The organism is Thiopseudomonas alkaliphila (genome assembly GCF_001267175.1).
GTDB classification, from domain to species: Bacteria; Pseudomonadota; Gammaproteobacteria; order Pseudomonadales; family Pseudomonadaceae; genus Oblitimonas; species Oblitimonas alkaliphila.
This window is the reverse complement of record NZ_CP012358.1, coordinates 1,316,571-1,335,460: the sequence shown is the minus strand read 5'-3', so window position 1 is coordinate 1,335,460 and position 18,890 is coordinate 1,316,571. Positions and strand designations below refer to the sequence as shown.

At 48.6% G+C, this 18,890-nt stretch carries 17 protein-coding genes; 9 read left to right on the top strand and 8 right to left on the bottom strand.

Annotated features, from left to right (window positions below; all coding sequences use genetic code 11):
- The 4 genes from trpC to rlmF all read left to right on the top strand — a co-directional run bounded on the left by trpC (position 1) and on the right by rlmF (position 3,247).
- Positions 1-804 carry an indole-3-glycerol phosphate synthase TrpC gene (gene trpC, locus AKN87_RS06465; RefSeq protein WP_053102856.1) on the top strand — a complete coding sequence of 268 codons (804 nt, stop codon included), beginning with the start codon at positions 1-3 and terminating at the stop codon, positions 802-804.
- Between the two features lie 679 nt (positions 805-1,483).
- Positions 1,484-2,098: a dephospho-CoA kinase gene (gene coaE / locus AKN87_RS06460; RefSeq protein WP_053102855.1), complete on the top strand. Its 615-nt coding sequence runs from the start codon at positions 1,484-1,486 to the stop codon at positions 2,096-2,098.
- On the top strand, positions 2,095-2,283 hold the full coding sequence (yacG, locus tag AKN87_RS06455; RefSeq protein ID WP_053102854.1) for a DNA gyrase inhibitor YacG: 189 nt from the start codon (positions 2,095-2,097) through the stop codon (positions 2,281-2,283). The genes coaE and yacG overlap by 4 nt, the downstream gene beginning before the upstream one ends.
- A gap of 22 nt (positions 2,284-2,305) precedes the next feature.
- On the top strand, positions 2,306-3,247 hold the full coding sequence (gene rlmF, locus AKN87_RS06450) for a 23S rRNA (adenine(1618)-N(6))-methyltransferase RlmF (RefSeq protein ID WP_053102853.1): 942 nt from the start codon (positions 2,306-2,308) through the stop codon (positions 3,245-3,247).
- On the opposite strand, the gene AKN87_RS06445 is transcribed toward rlmF, so the two are convergent.
- From AKN87_RS06445 to AKN87_RS12500, 8 genes are all read right to left on the bottom strand, one after another.
- Positions 3,244-5,073, bottom strand: coding sequence for an SLC13 family permease (locus tag AKN87_RS06445; protein ID WP_053102852.1), 1,830 nt, complete (start codon positions 5,071-5,073; stop codon positions 3,244-3,246). The two genes, rlmF and AKN87_RS06445, sit on opposite strands and share 4 nt — an antisense overlap.
- Before the next feature lie 78 nt (positions 5,074-5,151).
- Entirely contained in the window at positions 5,152-5,946 is a 795-nt protein-coding gene (locus AKN87_RS06440) for an ABC transporter ATP-binding protein (protein WP_053100414.1), read from the bottom strand.
- 4 nt (positions 5,947-5,950) lie between these two features.
- Positions 5,951-6,838: an ABC transporter permease gene (locus AKN87_RS06435; protein WP_053100410.1), complete on the bottom strand. Its 888-nt coding sequence runs from the start codon at positions 6,836-6,838 to the stop codon at positions 5,951-5,953.
- Positions 6,839-6,908: 70 nt separating this feature from the next.
- Positions 6,909-7,832: an ABC transporter substrate binding protein gene (locus AKN87_RS06430; RefSeq protein ID WP_053103637.1), complete on the bottom strand. Its 924-nt coding sequence runs from the start codon at positions 7,830-7,832 to the stop codon at positions 6,909-6,911.
- Between the two features lie 104 nt (positions 7,833-7,936).
- Positions 7,937-10,786 (bottom strand): valine--tRNA ligase, encoded by a 2,850-nt coding sequence (locus tag AKN87_RS06425; protein WP_053102851.1) that lies wholly within the window; start codon positions 10,784-10,786, stop codon positions 7,937-7,939.
- A gap of 103 nt (positions 10,787-10,889) precedes the next feature.
- Positions 10,890-11,231 (bottom strand): hypothetical protein, encoded by a 342-nt coding sequence (locus AKN87_RS06420; protein ID WP_053102850.1) that lies wholly within the window; start codon positions 11,229-11,231, stop codon positions 10,890-10,892.
- 68 nt (positions 11,232-11,299) lie between these two features.
- Positions 11,300-12,589 (bottom strand): Glu/Leu/Phe/Val family dehydrogenase, encoded by a 1,290-nt coding sequence (locus AKN87_RS06415; protein ID WP_053102849.1) that lies wholly within the window; start codon positions 12,587-12,589, stop codon positions 11,300-11,302.
- Between the two features lie 362 nt (positions 12,590-12,951).
- Positions 12,952-13,548, bottom strand: a complete 597-nt coding sequence (locus tag AKN87_RS12500; protein WP_053102848.1) for a cold-shock protein — start codon at positions 13,546-13,548, stop codon at positions 12,952-12,954.
- Positions 13,549-14,003: 455 nt separating this feature from the next.
- Here AKN87_RS12500 and aspS point away from each other — a divergent pair, with 455 nt between their 5' ends.
- The 5 genes from aspS to ruvB all read left to right on the top strand — a co-directional run bounded on the left by aspS (position 14,004) and on the right by ruvB (position 18,883).
- Positions 14,004-15,779, top strand: coding sequence for an aspartate--tRNA ligase (gene aspS, locus AKN87_RS06405; protein ID WP_053102847.1), 1,776 nt, complete (start codon positions 14,004-14,006; stop codon positions 15,777-15,779).
- Positions 15,780-15,860: 81 nt separating this feature from the next.
- Positions 15,861-16,604, top strand: coding sequence for a YebC/PmpR family DNA-binding transcriptional regulator (locus AKN87_RS06400; protein ID WP_053102846.1), 744 nt, complete (start codon positions 15,861-15,863; stop codon positions 16,602-16,604).
- Positions 16,605-16,691: 87 nt separating this feature from the next.
- Entirely contained in the window at positions 16,692-17,216 is a 525-nt protein-coding gene (ruvC, locus tag AKN87_RS06395) for a crossover junction endodeoxyribonuclease RuvC (RefSeq protein ID WP_053100393.1), read from the top strand.
- A 12-nt stretch (positions 17,217-17,228) separates the two neighbouring features.
- Positions 17,229-17,831: a Holliday junction branch migration protein RuvA gene (gene ruvA / locus AKN87_RS06390; RefSeq protein ID WP_053100391.1), complete on the top strand. Its 603-nt coding sequence runs from the start codon at positions 17,229-17,231 to the stop codon at positions 17,829-17,831.
- Between the two features lie 14 nt (positions 17,832-17,845).
- Complete coding sequence (ruvB, locus tag AKN87_RS06385; protein ID WP_053102845.1) at positions 17,846-18,883, top strand: Holliday junction branch migration DNA helicase RuvB; 1,038 nt, start codon at positions 17,846-17,848, stop codon at positions 18,881-18,883.
- The last annotated feature ends 7 nt before the right edge of the window (positions 18,884-18,890 follow it).

Below are 18,890 nucleotides of genomic sequence, written 5' to 3'. Positions count from 1 at the left end.
ATGAGTTTGCCAACCGTATTAGAAAAAATTGTTCAGCGAAAGCATCAAGAAGTAGCCCAGCGTCAGCAGCTAGTTAGCCTTAGCGAATTACGTGCGCAGATTCGAGAGCAAAGCCCAGTGCGCGGATTTGCAGCTGCTCTGCAAGCGCAAGCGGCGGCAAAAAAGCCAGCGGTGATCGCTGAGATTAAAAAAGCCTCGCCCAGTAAAGGAGTTCTGCGTGAGGAGTTTAATCCTGCAGAAATAGCGCAAAGCTATCAGCAAGGTGGCGCGACCTGTTTATCTGTGTTGACCGATATTGATTTCTTCCAAGGTGCAGATCGTTATTTGCAAGAAGCACGTAATGCCTGTGAATTGCCAGTTATCCGTAAGGATTTTATGGTTGATCCTTACCAGGTGATAGAAGCTCGAGCGATTGGTGCTGATTGCATTTTATTAATTGCCGCTTGTTTGTCGGATCAGCAAATGAGTGAGTTAGCTGCCTGCGCCAAAGAGTTAGAACTTGATGTGTTGGCGGAAGTGCACGATGTCGATGAGTTAGAACGGGTACTCACTACGCTAGATACACCATTGGTGGGGATTAATAACCGCAACTTGCATACCTTTGAAGTGTCGTTAGAGACTACTATGGATTTATTGCCGCGAGTACCAGCCGATCGATTAGTGATTACCGAGAGCGGTATTTTAAATCGTGCGGATGTTGAGCTCATGGAGATTAACGAGGTGTATGCCTTTTTAGTCGGTGAGGCTTTTATGCGCGCACAAGATCCGGGTGCTGAGCTACAACGTTTATTTTTTAAAAAATAAGCAGCTAAGTTCGAATGAAGGGAAGCCTAGGCTTCCCTATTTTTTTAGTTTGGATTTTAGTTTTTTGTAAGCTGCGGATTAATGCCGATAAGGCGTTGTTAATTTCTTGGGCGCTGGCTGGGTCACGCAGGGTGCTGAGTAGAGTGTTGCTGTAGGCAAGCAATAAGTCACAGCTGGATCAATGCCAAATACGGCAATTTTTTCAGTGTTAACTTGGATTGCCCCCGTTGCTATGTAACGTTTTTCGCGACAAATGTTCAGCTGGGCACTGTCGGTATAGCTCACCGAGTAGGTTAAACTGTTGCGGTTTTTTGGGTTGAGTTGGTATTCAGCGCGTAGCGCTTGTGCTGCCAGTGGGTCATTGAGGTGCCGTTGCAGAGCTTGACGCTCATCTTGAGTCAGATACAGTTACTTCAGTTTATTCAAGTAGTCGGCATGGGGCTCGCTGGCTTTAATTAAGGCCGGTGTGCTGGGGATAGGCTCTAGCGGGTTAGCCTGCACGCAGCTAAGGCTAAATGGGCTAGCAATTAAACCACCAATAAGGCTTGGGGTAAGCAATGAAGAACGAAAAAATTTAGAAACCTTGCCAAAAAATCAGTCACAAAAGTCAGGAACAAGAGGCGCGCAGTCTAGCAGTTGACTGTGAGTTATACAGCTTTAACTTAAGGGTAAGGTCAGTATGCACAAACCTTGGATTGTCGGTTTAACCGGTGGTATTGGCAGTGGTAAAACGGCGGTTGCCAGTTGTTTTGTAGAGCTTGGCGTTCACACTGTGGATGCCGATGATGCCGCACGCTGGGTGGTAGAACCAGGCGAGCCAGCCTTGGTGGCGATAGCTCAACACTTTGGGCCTTCGGTCATTCAGCCTGATGGGCAATTAGATCGTGCAGCATTACGGGCGATAATTTTTCAGCAACCTGAACAGCGCCAATGGCTAGAACAATTATTGCATCCGATTATTCGTCAGCGCATTGTGGCTAACTTAGCCACAGCGACATCGCCCTATGCGATTTTAGTCTCGCCGTTATTGATTGAGACACAGCAAACCCAGCTTTGTCAGCGGGTCTTGGTGATTGATGTGCCAGAGGCGTTACAAATCAGTCGCACCATGCAGCGTGATGGGGTATCCGAAGCGCAAGTGCGGGCAATTTTACAGGCCCAGCTCTCGCGTTTACAGCGTTTAGAACAGGCCGATGATGTGCTAGTGAATGATCAAGACCTAACCCATATTCGGCAGCAAGTGCAGCAGTTACATCAACAGTATTTAGCGTTAAGTAGTGGAGAAACCGTATGACTAAGGTGACCCAAGTAGAGTGTCCTCATTGTGGTGAAAGCGTCGCTTGGACTGCTGAAAACATCTATCGCCCTTTTTGTAGCGAGCGTTGCAAGCTGATCGATTTTGGCGCGTGGGCCAATGAAGAGCACAGTATTCCGGGCGAGCCAGAGCTCGATGATGTGTTTAGTGGACAGCTAGATTAGTGGCTAAGGAAAGCAAGGCATTATGAGTCAGCTACATCCGCGTAATCGGCAACAAGGGCGTTATAATTTTCCACAGCTGATTCAGGCCGAGCCGGCATTAGCCCAGTTTATGTTGACTAACCCCTATGGCAAACCCAGCATTAATTTTGCTGATCCACAAGCCGTGCGGGTGTTCAATCGCGCGTTACTTAAGCAGTTATACGGATTAACCTATTGGGATATTCCGCCTAATTATCTGTGCCCACCGGTGCCTGGGCGCGGTGATTATGTGCATAACTTGGCTGATTTAATGGTCGAAGATGGCATTGCACTCACGGCTCAACAAGGCTGTAAAGTGCTGGATATTGGGACCGGAGCAAATTGTATTTATCCCTTACTTGGGCACTTGGATTATGGCTGGCGCATGGTGGGGGCGGATATTGATCGTCAAGCCTTGGCTTCGGCGCAGTACATTGTGCAGCAAAATCAGCTGCAGGCAGCCATTGAGCTACGCTTACAAACGGATCCCAAACAGTTATTTACTGGGGTGATTCAAGCGGATGAGCGTTTTGCGTTGACGCTGTGTAATCCACCCTTTCATAGCTCAGCGGCAGAGGCGGCCAGTGGCAGTCGGCGGAAGTGGAAGAACTTAGGCAAGCAAGCGCCAGAGCGGCAATTACCCACCCTTAACTTTGGTGGACAAAGTAATGAGTTGTGGTGTCCTGGTGGTGAAGTGGCTTTTATTCGGCGCATGGTGCGAGAAAGCCAGCGTTATGGGCAACAAGTAGCTTGGTTTACTAGCTTATTATCCAAGCAAGATAATGTGCGCCAAGCCAAACGCGAGTTAGAAAAACTATCCGGTGTAGTGGAAATTAAAGTGCTTAATATGAGCCAAGGGCAAAAAATTAGTCGTTTTATTGCCTGGAGTTTTCAGCCAACTGTGCAGCGGCGAATGTTTCTTAAGTCCCCCCTAGCACAGGCTTAGAGTGGAAACAGCCAAGGAATTAAAATCACGCTGACCAGCATCACCAGTAAGGTAAAAGGGACTCCAACGCGGACAAAGTCCGCAAACCGATAATTACCTGGCCCTAGGACTAAGGTATTCACGGGTGAGGAAATCGGCGTCATAAAGGCTGCGGAAGCGGCCACCGCTACTGTCATGGCAAAGGGGTAGGGTGATGCACCTAAGGCTTGGGCGCTAGCAATGGCAATTGGCGCCATGAGTACCGCGGTGGCGGTATTAGAAATAAACAAGCCAATGACCGCGGTGGCTAAAAACAAACTGGCTAAAATCACCCGCGGCGCCGCTTCGCCCATAATACTGAGCAAAGCGTGCACGGCTAAATCAACTCCGCCGGTTTTTTGTAGGGCCGCGGCAAAGGGCAACATGCCAACAATCAATACCAAACTTGGCCAATGAATGCTTTTATAGGCGCTGGCTAAATCAATGCAACGAAATAAGCCCATTAGCAAGCAGCCTATTAGCGCGGCGAGCACATTGGGTACAAGACCGCTGACCATTAAGCCAATCATCACTGCTAAACTCAGCAGAGCATAAGGGGCCTGACTGATAGCCGGTGCCACATCATCGACTTCCGCCGGTAACGTGAGGACTAATAGATCACGCTGCTGGTTTTGCAAGCGGCGGATATCAACCCATTTACCTGCCACCAATAAAATATCCCCCGCTTTTAATTGTTCATCTACCAGTAAGCCGCTGAGTGCTTGTTGGTTACGTCGCAGACCAATCACATTAAGTTTTTTCGTGCTGCGAAACGCCAATTGCTGAATCGTTTTGCCTGCCAAGGAAGTGCCAGGCGGTAGCATGACCTCTGCTAACCCTAGTTCACGCTGGTGAGTAACAAAATAACTTTTGACCCTGGCTTGAGGCTCTAATCCCAGCTCGTAATAAATACCCTGTAAGCCAATGGTGGGACTGGCCAGGTCAACTAAGAGAATATCATCGGCGCGGATTTCTGTGCTGCCAGTAGCGCCAAGGAGAACGCTACGAAAGCGTTGTTGACGCTCAACGCCAATCACATTAATCCCGTATTGTTTACGCAGCTGTAACTCATTGAGTAGCTGCCCTGTAAGTGGTGAGTGGGGAAGGACTTTAAGTCGTCGTTCACGTTCAGGTAGGCGATACTCTTTAATTAAATCGGCCAAGCCATGCCGTGATTCGCTGTTATCGATGGTTGCCGAGCGTGGAGTTAACCAGCCGCGCACTACTAACATATAACCAATGCCGACCAGTAATACGGTTAAGCCAATGGGAGCAAAAGCAAAAAAACTAAAACCTGTTAAGCCACTACGGACTAACTCACTGTGGACTACCATGTTCGGTGGCGTTGCTACTAAGGTCAGCATGCCGCTGATCAAGCCGGCAAAGCTTAGCGGCATCATTAAACGACTGGTGGAAATCTTAAGTTTGGCCGCGATGCTTAACACAATAGGGATAAAGATAGCCACGACCCCAGTTGAACTCATAATCGAGCCCAATGCCGCCACGGCGAGCATTAATAAAATAATTAATCGGGTTTCGCTCTCTCCTGCATGGCGCATCAGCCATTCACCTAGCTGATAGGCAACCCCGGTGCGCACTAAACCGGCACCAATAACAAAGAGTGCAGCAATGACAATCACGCTAGGATCGCTAAAGCCGGCCAAGGCTTCCTCAAGGCTCAATATGCCGGTCAGAGGTAAGGCCACCAGCATTAACAGCGCGACCACATCCATTGCAGGCTTATTGCGGATAAACAACACAATGGCCAAAGCCAGTAAGGCTAATACGATCAAGAGTTGAGGATTCATTGAAGGCTATCTCATGGCAGGGCTAAAACGACAACAGCGCTAAAAAAGCGCTGTTGTTGAGAAGAGGTAAAGCGCTGCTTAACTAAGCAGTAAAGCGTCGTCAGAGACTTTTTCACCGCGCACCTTTTCAAACATCTGCAGCAGATCAGGCACATCTAAGCCTTTGCGCTCTTCACCTGATACATCTAACACCACCTGACCTTGGTGCAACATCACCGTGCGATCTCCCACATCTAAGGCTTGGCGCATACTGTGAGTCACCATCATGGTGGTTAGCTGTTTTTCTTCGACAATGCGTTGGGTTAGCTCCAGAACAAACTCTGCGGTGCGTGGATCAAGGGCCGCCGTATGCTCATCGAGTAACAAAATACGTGAAGGTTGCAGTGCGGCCATTAATAGGCTGACAGCTTGACGCTGGCCACCTGAGAGCAGGCCGATGCGGTCGGTTAAGCGATTTTCTAATCCCAGACCTAATTTAGCCAGATGCTCACGAAAGCCTTCGCGCATAGAGCGCTTAACCGCCCAGCTAAGTCCACGGCATTTACCACGTTGTTGGGCAAGGGCCATATTTTCTTCGATGGTTAGGTCTTCGCAGGTACCGGCCATAGGGTCTTGGAAGACCCGCGCCACTTGTTTGGCTCGGGTCCAGACCGATTGCTTAGTGACGTCTTTATCATCAATCAAGATGGTGCCGGTATCGACACTTAAATCACCGGAGACGGCATTTAAGAAAGTGGATTTCCCTGCACCATTGGTACCGATGACCGTGACAAATTGCCCAGTCGGGATATCAAGGGATAATCCTTGCAAGGCTTTGGTTTCAATCGGGGTGCCTGGGTTAAAGGTCACTTTTAGATTCTGTGCACTTAACATGGGATTAGCCTTTGGGTCTCGATAAACGCTGCTTTAATAGCGGAATCACTAAAGCTACCGTCACTAATAGCGCGGTGACTAGGTTTAGGTCTTGGGCTTGTAAGCCAATAAAGTCGCTGTTGAGTGCTAGCGCGATAAAGAAGCGATACACAATAGCACCTAGCACCACAGCCAGTGTGGTATAGAACAAGCGGCGCGAGGGCAAAATGCTTTCACCGACAATTACTGCGGCCAGACCAATCACAATAGTACCAATCCCCATCGAGATATCAGCCCCACCTTGAGTTTGCGCAAACAACGCGCCGGCCAGAGCAACTAAAGCATTCGATACCGCCATCCCTAGAATTACCATAGCGCCGGTATTGACTCCCTGGGCGCGGGCCATCCGCGGGTTAGCACCGGTAGCACGAATGGCTAAGCCTTGCTTGGTGGAAAAGTAGGCATCTAGGCCGAGTTTGGCCAGTACCACAATCACAATCAGAATTAATGGACGGGCGATGTAATCGGCCAGCCACTCGGGCTGTAAAATACTAAAGACCGTTGGTTCCATAATCAGTGGAACGTTAGGGCGACCCATGATGCGCAAGTTAATTGAGTACAGCGCAATCATCATTAAAATACTGGCCAGCAAGTCCATAATTTTAAGGTGCACGTTAAGCAGTGCGGTAATCACACCGGCTCCTGCACCTGCTAAAGCCGCTAACAGTGTGGCTAAAAAAGGATCCATGCCACTGGCAATAGCCACGGCCCCTACTGCGCCACCTAAGGGAAAACTACCGTCAACGGTTAAATCAGGAAACCGTAGTAAACGGAAAGAAATAAAGACACCTAGTGCGACCAAGCTAAAAATCAGGCCGATTTCTAGCGCGCCAAACATTGAAAACAAAGACATGAACGTGTGGACCAGGGTGATAAAAGAATGCGCCAATTAGCCGGGGCTAACTGGCGCGGTTGAGTAACGCTTACTGTACGATTTCGCTGGCGCTATCGAGTAACTCTTGGGATAGGGTTACACCTTGCTTCTTAGCTGCCGCTGGGTTGAGTAAGAGCAGTAAATTCTCGCTGGTTTCAGGCTTAATATCACCTGGTTTTTCGCCATTAAGAATGCGTACCACGATGCGACCAGTTTGTTGGCCGAGTTCGCGGTAGTCAACGCCTAGGGCTGCAATGGCACCACGCTTCACGCTATCAGTATCTGAGGCGATAATTGGCGTTTTGGTGTCGTTACCAACTTTAGCTAGCGCTTCATAGGCAGACACGACGTTATTGTCGGTGCTGCTGTAGATCACATCAACCTTGCCAACTAAACTGCGGGCGGCTGAGCTCACATCCACTGAGCGGGGTGCTGCAGCTTCTACCAGTTGCATATCGCGCTTGGGCAGTAAGTCACGGAGTTTATCCACAACCACCACTGAGTTGGCCTCACCTGGGTTATACACAATGCCCACTTTTTTCGCGTGAGGTACAACTTGTAAAATTAGATCAACTTGCTTATCCAGCTCTAATACGTCTGAGGCGCCAGTGACGTTAGTACCTGAGGCTTCCCAACTGGGGGTCAGCTGACCTTGTACGGGATCAGTCACGGCAGAAAATACAATTGGAATATTCTTAGTGCCAGCAACTGCAGCTTGCGCTGAAGGGGTACCAATCGCCACGATAGCATCTGGCTTATCGCCGATAAATTTACGAGCAATTTGTGCTGCAGTACCAGTATTGCCTTGGGCGCTTTGGTATTGCCACTTAAGATTTTTACCTTCGCTGTAACCGGCTTCTTTAAGGGCATCCAGTACACCGTCACGCACTGAGTCAAGTGCTGGGTGCTCTACAATAGCGGTGGTGGCTACTGATTTAACATCAGCGGCGACACTGCTAAATGAGGCGCTCATGGCTAAGGTTAACGCGCTGAGTGACAGTAACGCTTTTTTAGAAAATGTAATCACGTGTAATCTCCTAACAGGCCGTGGCCTGATCCTTATTCCAGGTGCTACCGTTACAGGCTAGCAATCCGTTGACGTTGCTCGGCTAGCTGCGCTAACGCATGCTCAAACTCTGTTTGCTTAGCTCGCTCTTTTTCAATCACTTCGGCTGGTGCCTTAGCGACGAATCCTTGGTTAGACAGTTTGCCTGAGACGCGTTTAATTTCGCCTTCAAGCCGCTGAATTTCTTTATCTAAGCGGGCCAGTTCAGCTTGGGTGTCAATTAAGCCTGCCATTGGCACCAATACTTGCAGATCACCCACCAGTGCGGTGGCTGCCATCGGGGCTTCTTGCTCATCCACAAGGAGGGTAATACTGTCGAGCTTAGCTAACTTAATCAGTGTGGTACGGTTTTGCTCTAAGTGTGCTAAATCAGCAGCTGATGCTTTAGCTAGCAGTACTGGTAGCGGCTTGCCTGGACCAATATTCATTTCAGCGCGAATATTGCGCAGACCCAGCATCACGGCTTTAAGCCACTCAATACTGGCGCTAGCTGCTTCATCAATTAAGGCAGGTTCAGCCTCAGGAAATGGTTGCAGCATAATGGTGGCGCCTTGTTTACCAGCCATCGGCGCAATACGCTGCCAGATCTCTTCAGTGATAAAAGGCATAAAGGGGTGCGCTAAACGCAAAATACTTTCTAGCACTTGTACCAGTGTGCGGCGGGTGCCACGGGTACGCTCTAATGGCGCAGTTTTGTCCCAGAGTACTGGTTTGGATAGCTCTAAGTACCAGTCACAGTACTGGTTCCAAACAAATTCGTATACCGCTTGGGTTGCAAGGTCAAAGCGGAACTGCTCAAGCTGGCGCGTTACCTCGGTGCTGGTTTTTTGCAGCTCAGAGAGAATCCAGCGATCGGCAGTGGTTAGCTCGACGGCTTCACCTTGCACGCCACAATCTTGATCCTCGCACTGCATCATCACATAGCGGGCAGCATTCCAGATTTTGTTGCAGAAGTTACGGTAGCCTTCGACCCGGCCCATATCAAACTTCACGTCACGGCCAGTGGAGGCAAGCGAGCAGAAGGTAAAGCGCAGGGCATCAGTGCCGTAACTGGCAATGCCGTCAGCAAACTCGGCACGGGTTTGTTTTTCAATTTGCTGGGCTAGTTTGGGCTGCATCATCCCGCTGGTGCGTTTTTCAACCAGGGTTTCAAGATCAATGCCGTCAATAATGTCCAGCGGATCCAATACGTTACCTTTGGATTTGGACATTTTATGGCCTTGGCCATCCCGTACTAAACCATGTACATAGACCGTTTTGAACGGAATTTGTGGGCTGCCATCTTCGTTTTTAATCAGATGCATGGTGAGCATCATCATGCGTGCAACCCAGAAGAAGATGATGTCAAATCCAGTCACCAACACATCGGTCGGGTGGAAAGTTTTCAAAAATTCTGTTGGTTCAGGCCAACCAAGGGTGGAGAATGTCCATAAGCCTGAGCTGAACCAAGTATCCAGCACGTCTTCGTCTTGGCGTAAGGTAATATCGCCTAGGTTATGTTTGGCTCGTACTTCTGCTTCATCTCGGCCAACGTAGACATTGCCTGCCTCGTCATACCACGCCGGAATTCGGTGGCCCCACCACAGCTGACGGCTGATGCACCAGTCTTGAATGTCACGCATCCAGCTGAAATACATATTTTCGTACTGTTTTGGGACAAACTGCACACGACCGTCTTCAACCGCAGCAATTGCAGGCTCGGCTAAAGGTTTGGTTGAGACATACCACTGGTCGGTTAACCAAGGCTCAATCACATCACCGGAGCGGTCACCACGGGGCGTTTTAAGTGCATGTTCGTCAATACTTTGCAGTAGCCCAGCAGCATCCATTGCGGCCACGATTTTCTTGCGTGCTTCAAAGCGATCTAGCCCTGCAAATTCTGCAGGCAGTTGATTATCTAGCTGTTCATTGACGCTGCCGTCAGTATTGAAAATCTGCGCTGTGGCTAAAATAGCCGCATTTTTATCTAGTACGTTGATCAGCGGTAACTGATGACGCTTGCCCACTTCATAGTCATTGAAGTCGTGGGCTGGCGTGATTTTAACGCAACCGGTACCAAACTCAGGGTCACAGTAATCATCGCCAACAATTGGAATGCGTCGGCCAACTAAAGGCAGTTCAACATACTTACCAATTAATGCTTTATAGCGTTCATCTTCTGGGTGAACGGCTACTGCACTGTCGCCTAATAAGGTTTCGGGACGAGTGGTAGCAACCACTAAGTAATCTTTCCCTTCAGCGGTTTTTTCACCATCGGCTAAGGGGTAGCGCAAATTCCATAGGTGTCCTTTTTCGTCATGATTTTCTACTTCTAGGTCAGAAATTGCCGTATGGAATTTAGGGTCCCAGTTGACTAAACGCTTACCGCGGTAGATCAGACCATCTTCATGCAGACGAACAAAGGCCTCTTTAACCGCAGTTGATAAGCCGTCATCCATAGTAAAGCGCTCACGGGACCAGTCGACAGAGCTACCTAAGCGGCGAATTTGTCGAGTGATAGTGCCACCTGACTGCTCTTTCCACTCCCATACTTTGTCAAGGAAGGCTTCACGGCCTAAGTCATGGCGATCTTGGCCCTGCGCTGCCAGTTGGCGCTCAACCACCATTTGTGTGGCAATTCCGGCGTGGTCGGTGCCAGGTTGCCAGAGGGTATTGCGGCCCTGCATACGACGGAAACGAATAAGCGCATCCATGATCGCGTTATTAAACCCATGACCCATGTGTAAGCTGCCTGTTACGTTCGGCGGCGGAATCATAATGGTGTAAGGCTTACCTGAACCTTGGGGAGCAAAATAATTGTTTTGCTCCCAAATTTGGTACCAGTGGCTTTCAATAGCGTGCGGCTGATAGGTCTTATCCATAATAGCGGCGGGACCCCTAAATAAAATCGGCGAATAGAAAAACGTGTGAGTATAGCCTGAAATCTAGGCGAACTATAATTATTTGTGAGTGTCTGCTGCTCGCTTAGTCGCTGTCAAGGTGTAGGCGATGCAGTACCCGATGAATCACAGGGGCACTTAAAACCCCCAGTAGAGCCAAAATAATCAGCTGTACATAGATTGAGTAAACGACTAAAAATAGCTTGCCACTTAAGCTGTTGGGTGGCGTGAGGTAACTTAAACCACTAAATACATAGGCGGCGTTAAAAAACGCATCATGCCAGCTCATGTCCTCAAAATAATAATGACCTAAGGTGCCCAGTAATAGAGTCAGGGCAATAATCAACAGGGCGATGAGCAGGTGCTGTAGTAATCGCTGCACAAAATGCCAGCGTGGCAGTAAAGGCTGAAATTTAGATTCGTACATACAGACTCGATTAAAAAGCCCCGACAACAGTGCACTGCTGACGGGGCTGCTAAGTTATACAGCTTGGCTTAAGGGAATAAGCCGCGTAATTCACGGGCCTCTAAAATACGGGTACAGGCGGTAATGAAGGCCGCAGTACGTAGCGTGACTTGGTGCTGTTTGGCTGTGTTCGAGACGGTTTCATAAGCGGTGCTCATGATTTTCTCTAGGCGCGCATTGACCTCTTCAACGGTCCAGTAGAAGCTCGATGAGTTTTGTACCCACTCAAAGTAACTCACTGTCACACCGCCAGCATTAGCTAGGACGTCAGGTACGATAATGATGCCTTTTTGGCTTAAAATATCGTCAGCTTCAGGGGTGGTTGGGCCGTTAGCACCTTCTACAATAATTTTACTGTTGATGCTTGGCGCGTTGCCTTTATGAATCTGACCTTCTAAAGCGGCAGGAATCAGAATTTCATTTTCTACCGCCCAGAAGGCGTCTGCACTAATAGCTTCTGCGCCTGGGAAACCACCAACACCGCCATGCTTTTGCACGTAGTCAGTGAGCGCTGCGGTATCGATACCTTGGCTATTGTGAATGTTGCCAGTGTGGTCTTGTACCGCGACCACTTTAGCCCCTACTTCAGCAAACAAACGACCAGCAGTACCGCCGACGTTACCAAAGCCTTGGATGCTGATACGGGCGTCTTCAATAGCAATACCGGCATCTTTGGCGGCTGCCATACCGGTAATAAATACACCGCGACCGGTTGCTTCAACTCGGCCTAAACTACCACCTAAAGAGATAGGCTTGCCGGTGACGATGCCTGGTGCGGTGGCACCGTTTTTCATGGCATAGGTATCCATCATCCATGCCATGGTTTTGGCATTGGTGTTGACGTCAGGACCTGGGATATCTTTATCAGTGCCAATAATTGGGCTGATTTCGCTAATGTAGCGGCGAGTAATTCGCTCAATCTCAGTTTGTGAGAAGTTGCGGGGATCAAAACGCAAACCGCCTTTAGCGCCGCCATAGGGTAAGCCAACCACCGCGTTTTTGACTGACATCCAGGCAGAAAGCGCCATCACCTCAGAGAGGGTGACGTCTTGGTGGTAGCGCACGCCACCTTTACCTGGACCTAAAATTAAGTTGTGCTGGACCCGGTAGCCTTCAATATGAACCACGCTACCATCATCGCGACGGACGGGAATATCCACCATTAAAATGCGCTCAGGACGCTTGAGGGTGTCAACCCACTTGGAAAGCTCGCCCAAGTAAGGCGTTACGCGATCAACTTGTTCTAAAAAAATGCCCCAAGGACCCGGATTATTTTCATCAAGGTAGGAGGGCAGGTGCTGCGTTGATTGTTGTGACATGGTTGAACCTTAAGCATTAATTAAAAATTTACAGCAAATAGAATCTTTACTCACTGACTTGGGTAAATACCGTGCAAAAGCAGAATACTTTAGCGCAAACTTTTGTGACTGGCGCGTTTTTACATTGTTTTTCTTTGTTATTCGCCAGATTTAGCGCAAGTAAACTATCCTAAAATGAAAATAATGCGCAAAAAAAATTACTAGACAGGCTGCAGTGGAGTACTGCTAAAGTGCGTAAGTAGGGCTTAAGGGATGCTCTAAGCAATTGTTTTTATTGTTGTTTTATTGAATTTTAGCAGGGCTTCAAAGCAGCGTGCGACATTCTGTCGCACGCTGCTTTGAAGTAGAAATTAGGCGAGCAATTAGCGCCCATCCTCAGGTAGTGCGGCGATCACGTCTTCGGCTTGTAGACCTTTTTCGCGTTCCATCACGGTATATTCGACACGCTGACCTTCAACTAAAACGCGGTGTCCTTCACCACGAATTGCTCGGAAATGGACAAAAATGTCATCTCCTTGATCGCGGGAGATAAACCCAAAACCTTTAGAGGTGTTAAACCATTTAACCGTACCGGTTTCACGATCCGTTAAGTCTTGTGATAGAGGGCTGGCTTTACGCACTACTTTGCGCAGGTTTAACATTAAGTGCAGCACCGTAGCTAAGAGCAATAAGCTAAAGCTAGTGGAGGCTAGAGCTTGGGCAGAAGTAGCATCGGGCTTGGTAAACATTGCAAAGGCTAAGAGTGCAGTAGCAGCCACCATAAGGGCCGAGGTGAGCAATTGCCCCGAGCGACGTTTACCCCGTGCCCAGTTCGGCACAATGGGAGCAAGGATTAAGTGGATAAGGCCAAAGGTCGCCAGTAACAGTGCGGTATGGCTATGGTTAGACAGGAACTGTACGCCACAAAGCGCCAAAACTAAGGCCAGTGCACCTGTAATTAAGTGAAGGAGTTTAAGCATAGGAAGACTCTTTAAAATAATAATTTAAGTTACGTGAGTTAAAGATTAAAAAGTGAGCTAGGTGAAGCTTATTTATCGCGATTTAGAAGGCTGTGCCACCTGAATCAATCAGCCTGCCCGTATTTAACAGCAAACACGCCTGCTACTCAAATAGCAGTTGCTTAGCACTTTAGTAATGACGCAGCGAAACTAAGCAAAAACTACGTATTCAAGGTAGGATAAGTGCATTTCATTACTAGGTTAGCTGTTGCTTGCAGTCAATAGACGCTGGTTTAGATCAATAAATCACTTTTCAGGATTAATGCTAAACCCAAAGGCGATTGTGGCTTGCTGGGCAAGGTTTACTTAACAGCGCTAGTCGTAGCAATGGCTAATGGATATAATTAGCCGCATTTCTTAATGGCTGCTTGAACAGCTATTTACATTTATCGAATTGAATCGGGATACACAACATCATGATGCGCAGTCACTATTGCGGCCAGTTAAATGCAAGTTTGGATGGTCAGGAAGTTACCTTATGCGGTTGGGTACATCGTCGCCGTGACCACGGTGGTGTCATTTTCTTAGATATTCGTGACCGTGAAGGAATTGCCCAAGTGGTGTTTGCGCCTGAACACGAAGACGTATTCAACAAAGCTGACCGCGTACGTAGTGAATATGTGGTTAAGGTCACAGGTACTGTGCGTTTGCGTCCAGAGGGTGCGGTTAACCCGAACATGGCCAGCGGTGAAATTGAAGTAGATGCCAGTGCGTTAGAAGTACTCAATCAAGCAGATACCCCGCCTTTTCCATTGGATGAGCACTCAGAGGTAGGTGAGGAAACTCGCTTGCGCTACCGTTTTATTGATTTGCGTCGTCCAGAAATGGCCGAGAAATTGAAGTTGCGCTCACGGATCACCAGCAGTATTCGTCGCTACTTAGATGATAATGGCTTTTTAGATGTTGAAACCCCAATTTTGACCCGTGCCACCCCTGAAGGTGCCCGTGACTATCTAGTGCCTAGCCGCACCCATGCCGGAAGTTTCTTTGCCCTACCGCAGTCACCGCAGCTATTTAAGCAGTTGTTAATGGTGGCAGGTTTTGATCGCTACTATCAAATTGCCAAATGTTTCCGCGATGAAGACTTGCGTGCCGACCGTCAGCCTGAGTTTACCCAGATTGATATGGAAACCAGCTTTATGGATGAAGATGACATCATGGCGATTACTGAGACCATGGTGCGTAATTTATTCAAAGAAGTATTGAATGTAGAGTTTGGCGAGTTCCCTCATATGCCTTACTCAGAAGCAATGCGCCGCTTTGGTTCGGATAAGCCAGATTTACGAATTCCGTTAGAACTGGTTGATGTTGCTGATCAGCTAACCGATGTTGACTTTAAAGTGTTCAGTGGTCCAGCAAATGATGTTAAAGGACGAGTAGCTGCGCTGCGCGTGCCTGGTGCTGGCAGCATGCCGCGCAAGCAAATTGATGACTACACCAAATTTGTCGGCAACTATGGTGCAAAAGGCTTGGCTTACATTAAGGTTAATGAGCGAGCATTGGGCGTTGAAGGCTTGCAATCACCGATTGTGAAATTTATTCCGGAAGCTAACCTCAATACCATTCTTGATCGAGTGGGTGCTGTTGATGGGGATATCGTGTTCTTTGGTGCGGATAAGGCTAGCGTAGTTAACGACGCGCTGGGTGCTTTACGGATTCGTCTAGGCCATGATCTTGAGCTGCTTACCTGTCAGTGGGCGCCGATGTGGGTGGTTGACTTCCCGATGTTTGAAGAGAGTGACGATGGTTCGCTGACCGCGATTCACCACCCATTCACTTCTCCTAAATGCAGCCCAGAGGAGCTAAAAGCTGCTCCGCAAACTGCATTATCTCGTGCTTATGACATGGTGCTCAATGGCACTGAGTTGGGTGGTGGTTCAATTCGTATCCATGACCGTAAAATGCAGCAGACAGTATTTGAGATTTTGGGTATCAGTGAAGAAGAGCAGCGCGAGAAGTTCGGCTTCTTGCTGGATGCACTTAAATACGGTGCCCCACCGCACGGTGGCTTAGCTTTCGGTTTGGATCGTTTAGTTATGCTGATGACAGGCGCTAACTCAATCCGTGAAGTGATTGCTTTCCCGAAAACCCAAAGCGCGGCTTGTGTAATGACTCAGGCGCCTGGTGAAGTAGATAGCAAAGCCTTGCGTGAATTGCATATTCGTTTACGTGAGCAAGCTAAAGTAGAGTAAGAGGTAATACCCAGTGCTGCCTGATGGCGGGTGGCACTGGGCTATGTTTTGTAATCGCAGATCAATAACACAGGATTTTATATGGCAGGTCATTCCAAATGGGCGAATATTAAGCATCGCAAGGAACGCCAAGATGCTAAGCGCGGTAAGATTTTTACCAAACTTATCCGCGAACTCACAGTTGCGGCTAAGCAAGGTGGCGGAGTACCTGACGATAACCCGCGATTACGTTTAGCCGTAGATAAAGCCTTAGGTGCCAATATGTCGCGTGACACCATCGATCGTGCGATTGCCCGTGGGGTAGGTGCCAATGATGGGGAAAACGTTGAAGAGTTAATTTACGAGGGTTACGGTCCTAATGGCGTCGCAATTATGCTTGAGGCGATGACCGATAACCGTAACCGCACCGCAGCTGAAGTGCGCCATGCGTTTAACAAAAATGGTGGCAATTTAGGTACTGATGGATCAGTGGCTTACTTATTTGAGCGTAAGGGCCAGATCTGCTTTGCTCCCGGCATTGATGAAGAAGCCATTATGGACGCCGCACTTGAGGCTGGCGCTGATGATGTGCTGATCAATGATGATGGTTCGGTTGATGTACTCACTGCTTTTGCAGACTTTATTGCGGTTAATGAAGCGCTAAAGGCCGCAGGTTATGTGGCTGAAGAAGCTGAAGTTACTATGATTCCAAGCACTCAGGCTGAGTTAGACTTAGAGGGCGCGCAGCAAATTATGCGCTTAATTGACGCCCTAGAAGACTTAGATGATGTGCAAAACGTGTATTCCAATGCTGAAATTCCCGATGAAGTGATGGCGCAGTTATAAGTCTTTACTAAAGGGTCATCAGCAGTAAATACCTAACCTCCAGCGCTATCTTGGCATAGACTGGAGGTTTTGTTTTTGAGTAAAGCAATGACATTAATTTTAGGGATCGATCCAGGTTCACGCATTACCGGTTATGGGGTAATTCGTGATACGGGTAAAACCTGCGAGTACATTGCTTCAGGTTGTATTCGAACCGGCAGTGGCGAACTGTCTGAACGACTGAAAGCGGTTTATCTTGGTATTAGCCAAGTGATTGAGTTGTATCAGCCCGAGTTGGTGGGGATTGAGCAAGTGTTTATGGCAAAAAATCCCGACTCTGCGCTCAAGCTTGGGCAAGCGCGTGGCGTGGCGATTGTGGCCGCTGCGCAGTCAGGGTTGCCGGTCAGTGAGTACAGTGCCACCCAAGTTAAATCCGCCGTAGCTGGCAGTGGCCGAGCGGCCAAAGAGCAGGTGTTGATGATGGTGATGCATTTGCTTAAGTTAACCAAAAAGCCGCAAATTGATGCTTCTGATGCTTTGGCTGTGGCCCTGTGTCATGCCCATCACCGTCAAACTTTAACCCCCCATGGGTTAGCCAGCGCTAAGCGCCGGGCTGGCCGTTTACGTTATTAGTCAGGAGTCCAGATGCTGGGTCGATTACGTGGAGTACTGGCGGAAAAACAGCCGCCGCATATTTTATTAGACGTTAATGGGGTGGGTTATGAGCTAGAAGTGCCGATGACCACCCTGTATCAGTTGCCAGCGCTAGGTGACAATACCACCCTGCATACGCACCTAGTGGTACGAGAAGATGCGCAGTTGCTGTATGGTTTTATTGATCTGCAGTCCCGAGATTTTTTTCGTGAACTCATTCGCCTCAATGGGGTTGGGCCTAAACTGGCCTTGGCGTTAATGTCGAGTCTAGAAGTGGACGAGATGATTGCCTGTGTGCAAGCCGAAGATATTAAGCGCTTAATGAAGGTGCCTGGGGTGGGTAAAAAAACGGCTGAGCGTTTATTGGTCGAACTCAAAGATCGCTTTAAGGCCTGGCAGACTAGTTCCCGTATGGGCGCGCTGGTGAGTGATGTTGCGATCGACTTTGCGCCCGATGCAAAACAAGATGCGATCAGTGCGCTGGTGAGCTTAGGTTTTAAAGAGCAAGAAGCCAGTAAAGCCGTTGCTGCAATTAAAGATTCAGAGCTCAGCAGTGAGCAATTAATTCGATTAGCCTTAAAAGGCATGGCGTAATACATAGGTGATGCATGATAGAAGCTGATCGTTTAATCGCAGCGACTCCTAAAGAGCGTGAGGAGCAGATTGATCGCGCGATTCGCCCTCACTCCTTAGCTGATTATATCGGGCAGCCGGTGGTGCGTGAGCAAATGGAGTTATTTATCCAGGCTGCGCGGCAGCGGCAAGAAGCGCTTGATCATACATTAATCTTTGGTCCGCCCGGTTTAGGTAAAACTACCTTAGCCAATATTATTGCTCAAGAAATGGGCGTTTCCTTAACCAGTACGTCAGGGCCGGTGCTAGAGCGTGCCGGAGACTTGGCCGCTTTGCTAACAAATTTAGAAGAAGGCGACGTGCTGTTTATTGATGAGATTCATCGTTTGCCACCGGTAGTGGAAGAAGTGCTGTATCCCGCTATGGAAGACTTTCAGCTGGATATTATGATTGGCGAAGGGCCTGCTGCACGCTCGATTAAGCTTGATTTGCCGCCTTTTACTTTGGTCGGCGCAACCACTCGAGCGGGAATGTTGACCAATCCGCTGCGAGATAGATTTGGGATTGTGCAGCGCTTAGAGTTTTATAATCATGCTGATCTAACACAGATTGTTACTCGTGCAGCCGGTATTTTAGGCTTGCCGATTGAGTCTGAGGGCGCCTTGGAAATTGCCCGCCGAGCACGGGGTACGCCGCGTATTGCTAACCGTTTATTGCGCCGAGTGCGTGACTTTGCCGAAGTGCGTGGCACTGGTAGCATTACCCAAGCTGCTGCTGATCAGGCTTTGAGTCTTTTGGATGTAGATCGGTTGGGCTTTGATCATCAGGACCGCCGTTTAATGTTAGCTATTATTGAACGCTTTGATGGTGGCCCGGTCGGGTTAGATAACTTGGCCGCTGCGATTAGTGAAGAGCGACACACCATTGAAGATGTGCTAGAACCCTACTTAATTCAGCAGGGCTATATTATGCGTACACCGCGTGGGCGGATGGTAACGCGTCATGCTTATCAACATTTTGGAATTAATCTGCCCTCCAAGTTGTCCGATACCCCAGTTGATGATTTAGCGTAAATATATT

Coding starts and splice junctions, on each gene's coding strand:
- coaE (WP_053102855.1), top strand. CDS start 1,484: ATGCACAAACCTTGGATTGTCGGTTTAACCGGTGGTATTGGCAGTGGT.
- AKN87_RS06440 (WP_053100414.1), bottom strand. CDS start 5,946: ATGTTAAGTGCACAGAATCTAAAAGTGACCTTTAACCCAGGCACCCCG.
- AKN87_RS12500 (WP_053102848.1), bottom strand. CDS start 13,548: ATGCTTAAACTCCTTCACTTAATTACAGGTGCACTGGCCTTAGTTTTG.
- AKN87_RS06420 (WP_053102850.1), bottom strand. CDS start 11,231: ATGTACGAATCTAAATTTCAGCCTTTACTGCCACGCTGGCATTTTGTG.
- ruvB (WP_053102845.1), top strand. CDS start 17,846: ATGATAGAAGCTGATCGTTTAATCGCAGCGACTCCTAAAGAGCGTGAG.
- rlmF (WP_053102853.1), top strand. CDS start 2,306: ATGAGTCAGCTACATCCGCGTAATCGGCAACAAGGGCGTTATAATTTT.
- yacG (WP_053102854.1), top strand. CDS start 2,095: ATGACTAAGGTGACCCAAGTAGAGTGTCCTCATTGTGGTGAAAGCGTC.
- AKN87_RS06445 (WP_053102852.1), bottom strand. CDS start 5,073: ATGAATCCTCAACTCTTGATCGTATTAGCCTTACTGGCTTTGGCCATT.
- AKN87_RS06430 (WP_053103637.1), bottom strand. CDS start 7,832: ATGAGCGCCTCATTTAGCAGTGTCGCCGCTGATGTTAAATCAGTAGCC.
- trpC (WP_053102856.1), top strand. CDS start 1: ATGAGTTTGCCAACCGTATTAGAAAAAATTGTTCAGCGAAAGCATCAA.
- aspS (WP_053102847.1), top strand. CDS start 14,004: ATGATGCGCAGTCACTATTGCGGCCAGTTAAATGCAAGTTTGGATGGT.
- ruvC (WP_053100393.1), top strand. CDS start 16,692: ATGACATTAATTTTAGGGATCGATCCAGGTTCACGCATTACCGGTTAT.
- AKN87_RS06425 (WP_053102851.1), bottom strand. CDS start 10,786: ATGGATAAGACCTATCAGCCGCACGCTATTGAAAGCCACTGGTACCAA.
- AKN87_RS06415 (WP_053102849.1), bottom strand. CDS start 12,589: ATGTCACAACAATCAACGCAGCACCTGCCCTCCTACCTTGATGAAAAT.
- AKN87_RS06400 (WP_053102846.1), top strand. CDS start 15,861: ATGGCAGGTCATTCCAAATGGGCGAATATTAAGCATCGCAAGGAACGC.
- ruvA (WP_053100391.1), top strand. CDS start 17,229: ATGCTGGGTCGATTACGTGGAGTACTGGCGGAAAAACAGCCGCCGCAT.
- AKN87_RS06435 (WP_053100410.1), bottom strand. CDS start 6,838: ATGTCTTTGTTTTCAATGTTTGGCGCGCTAGAAATCGGCCTGATTTTT.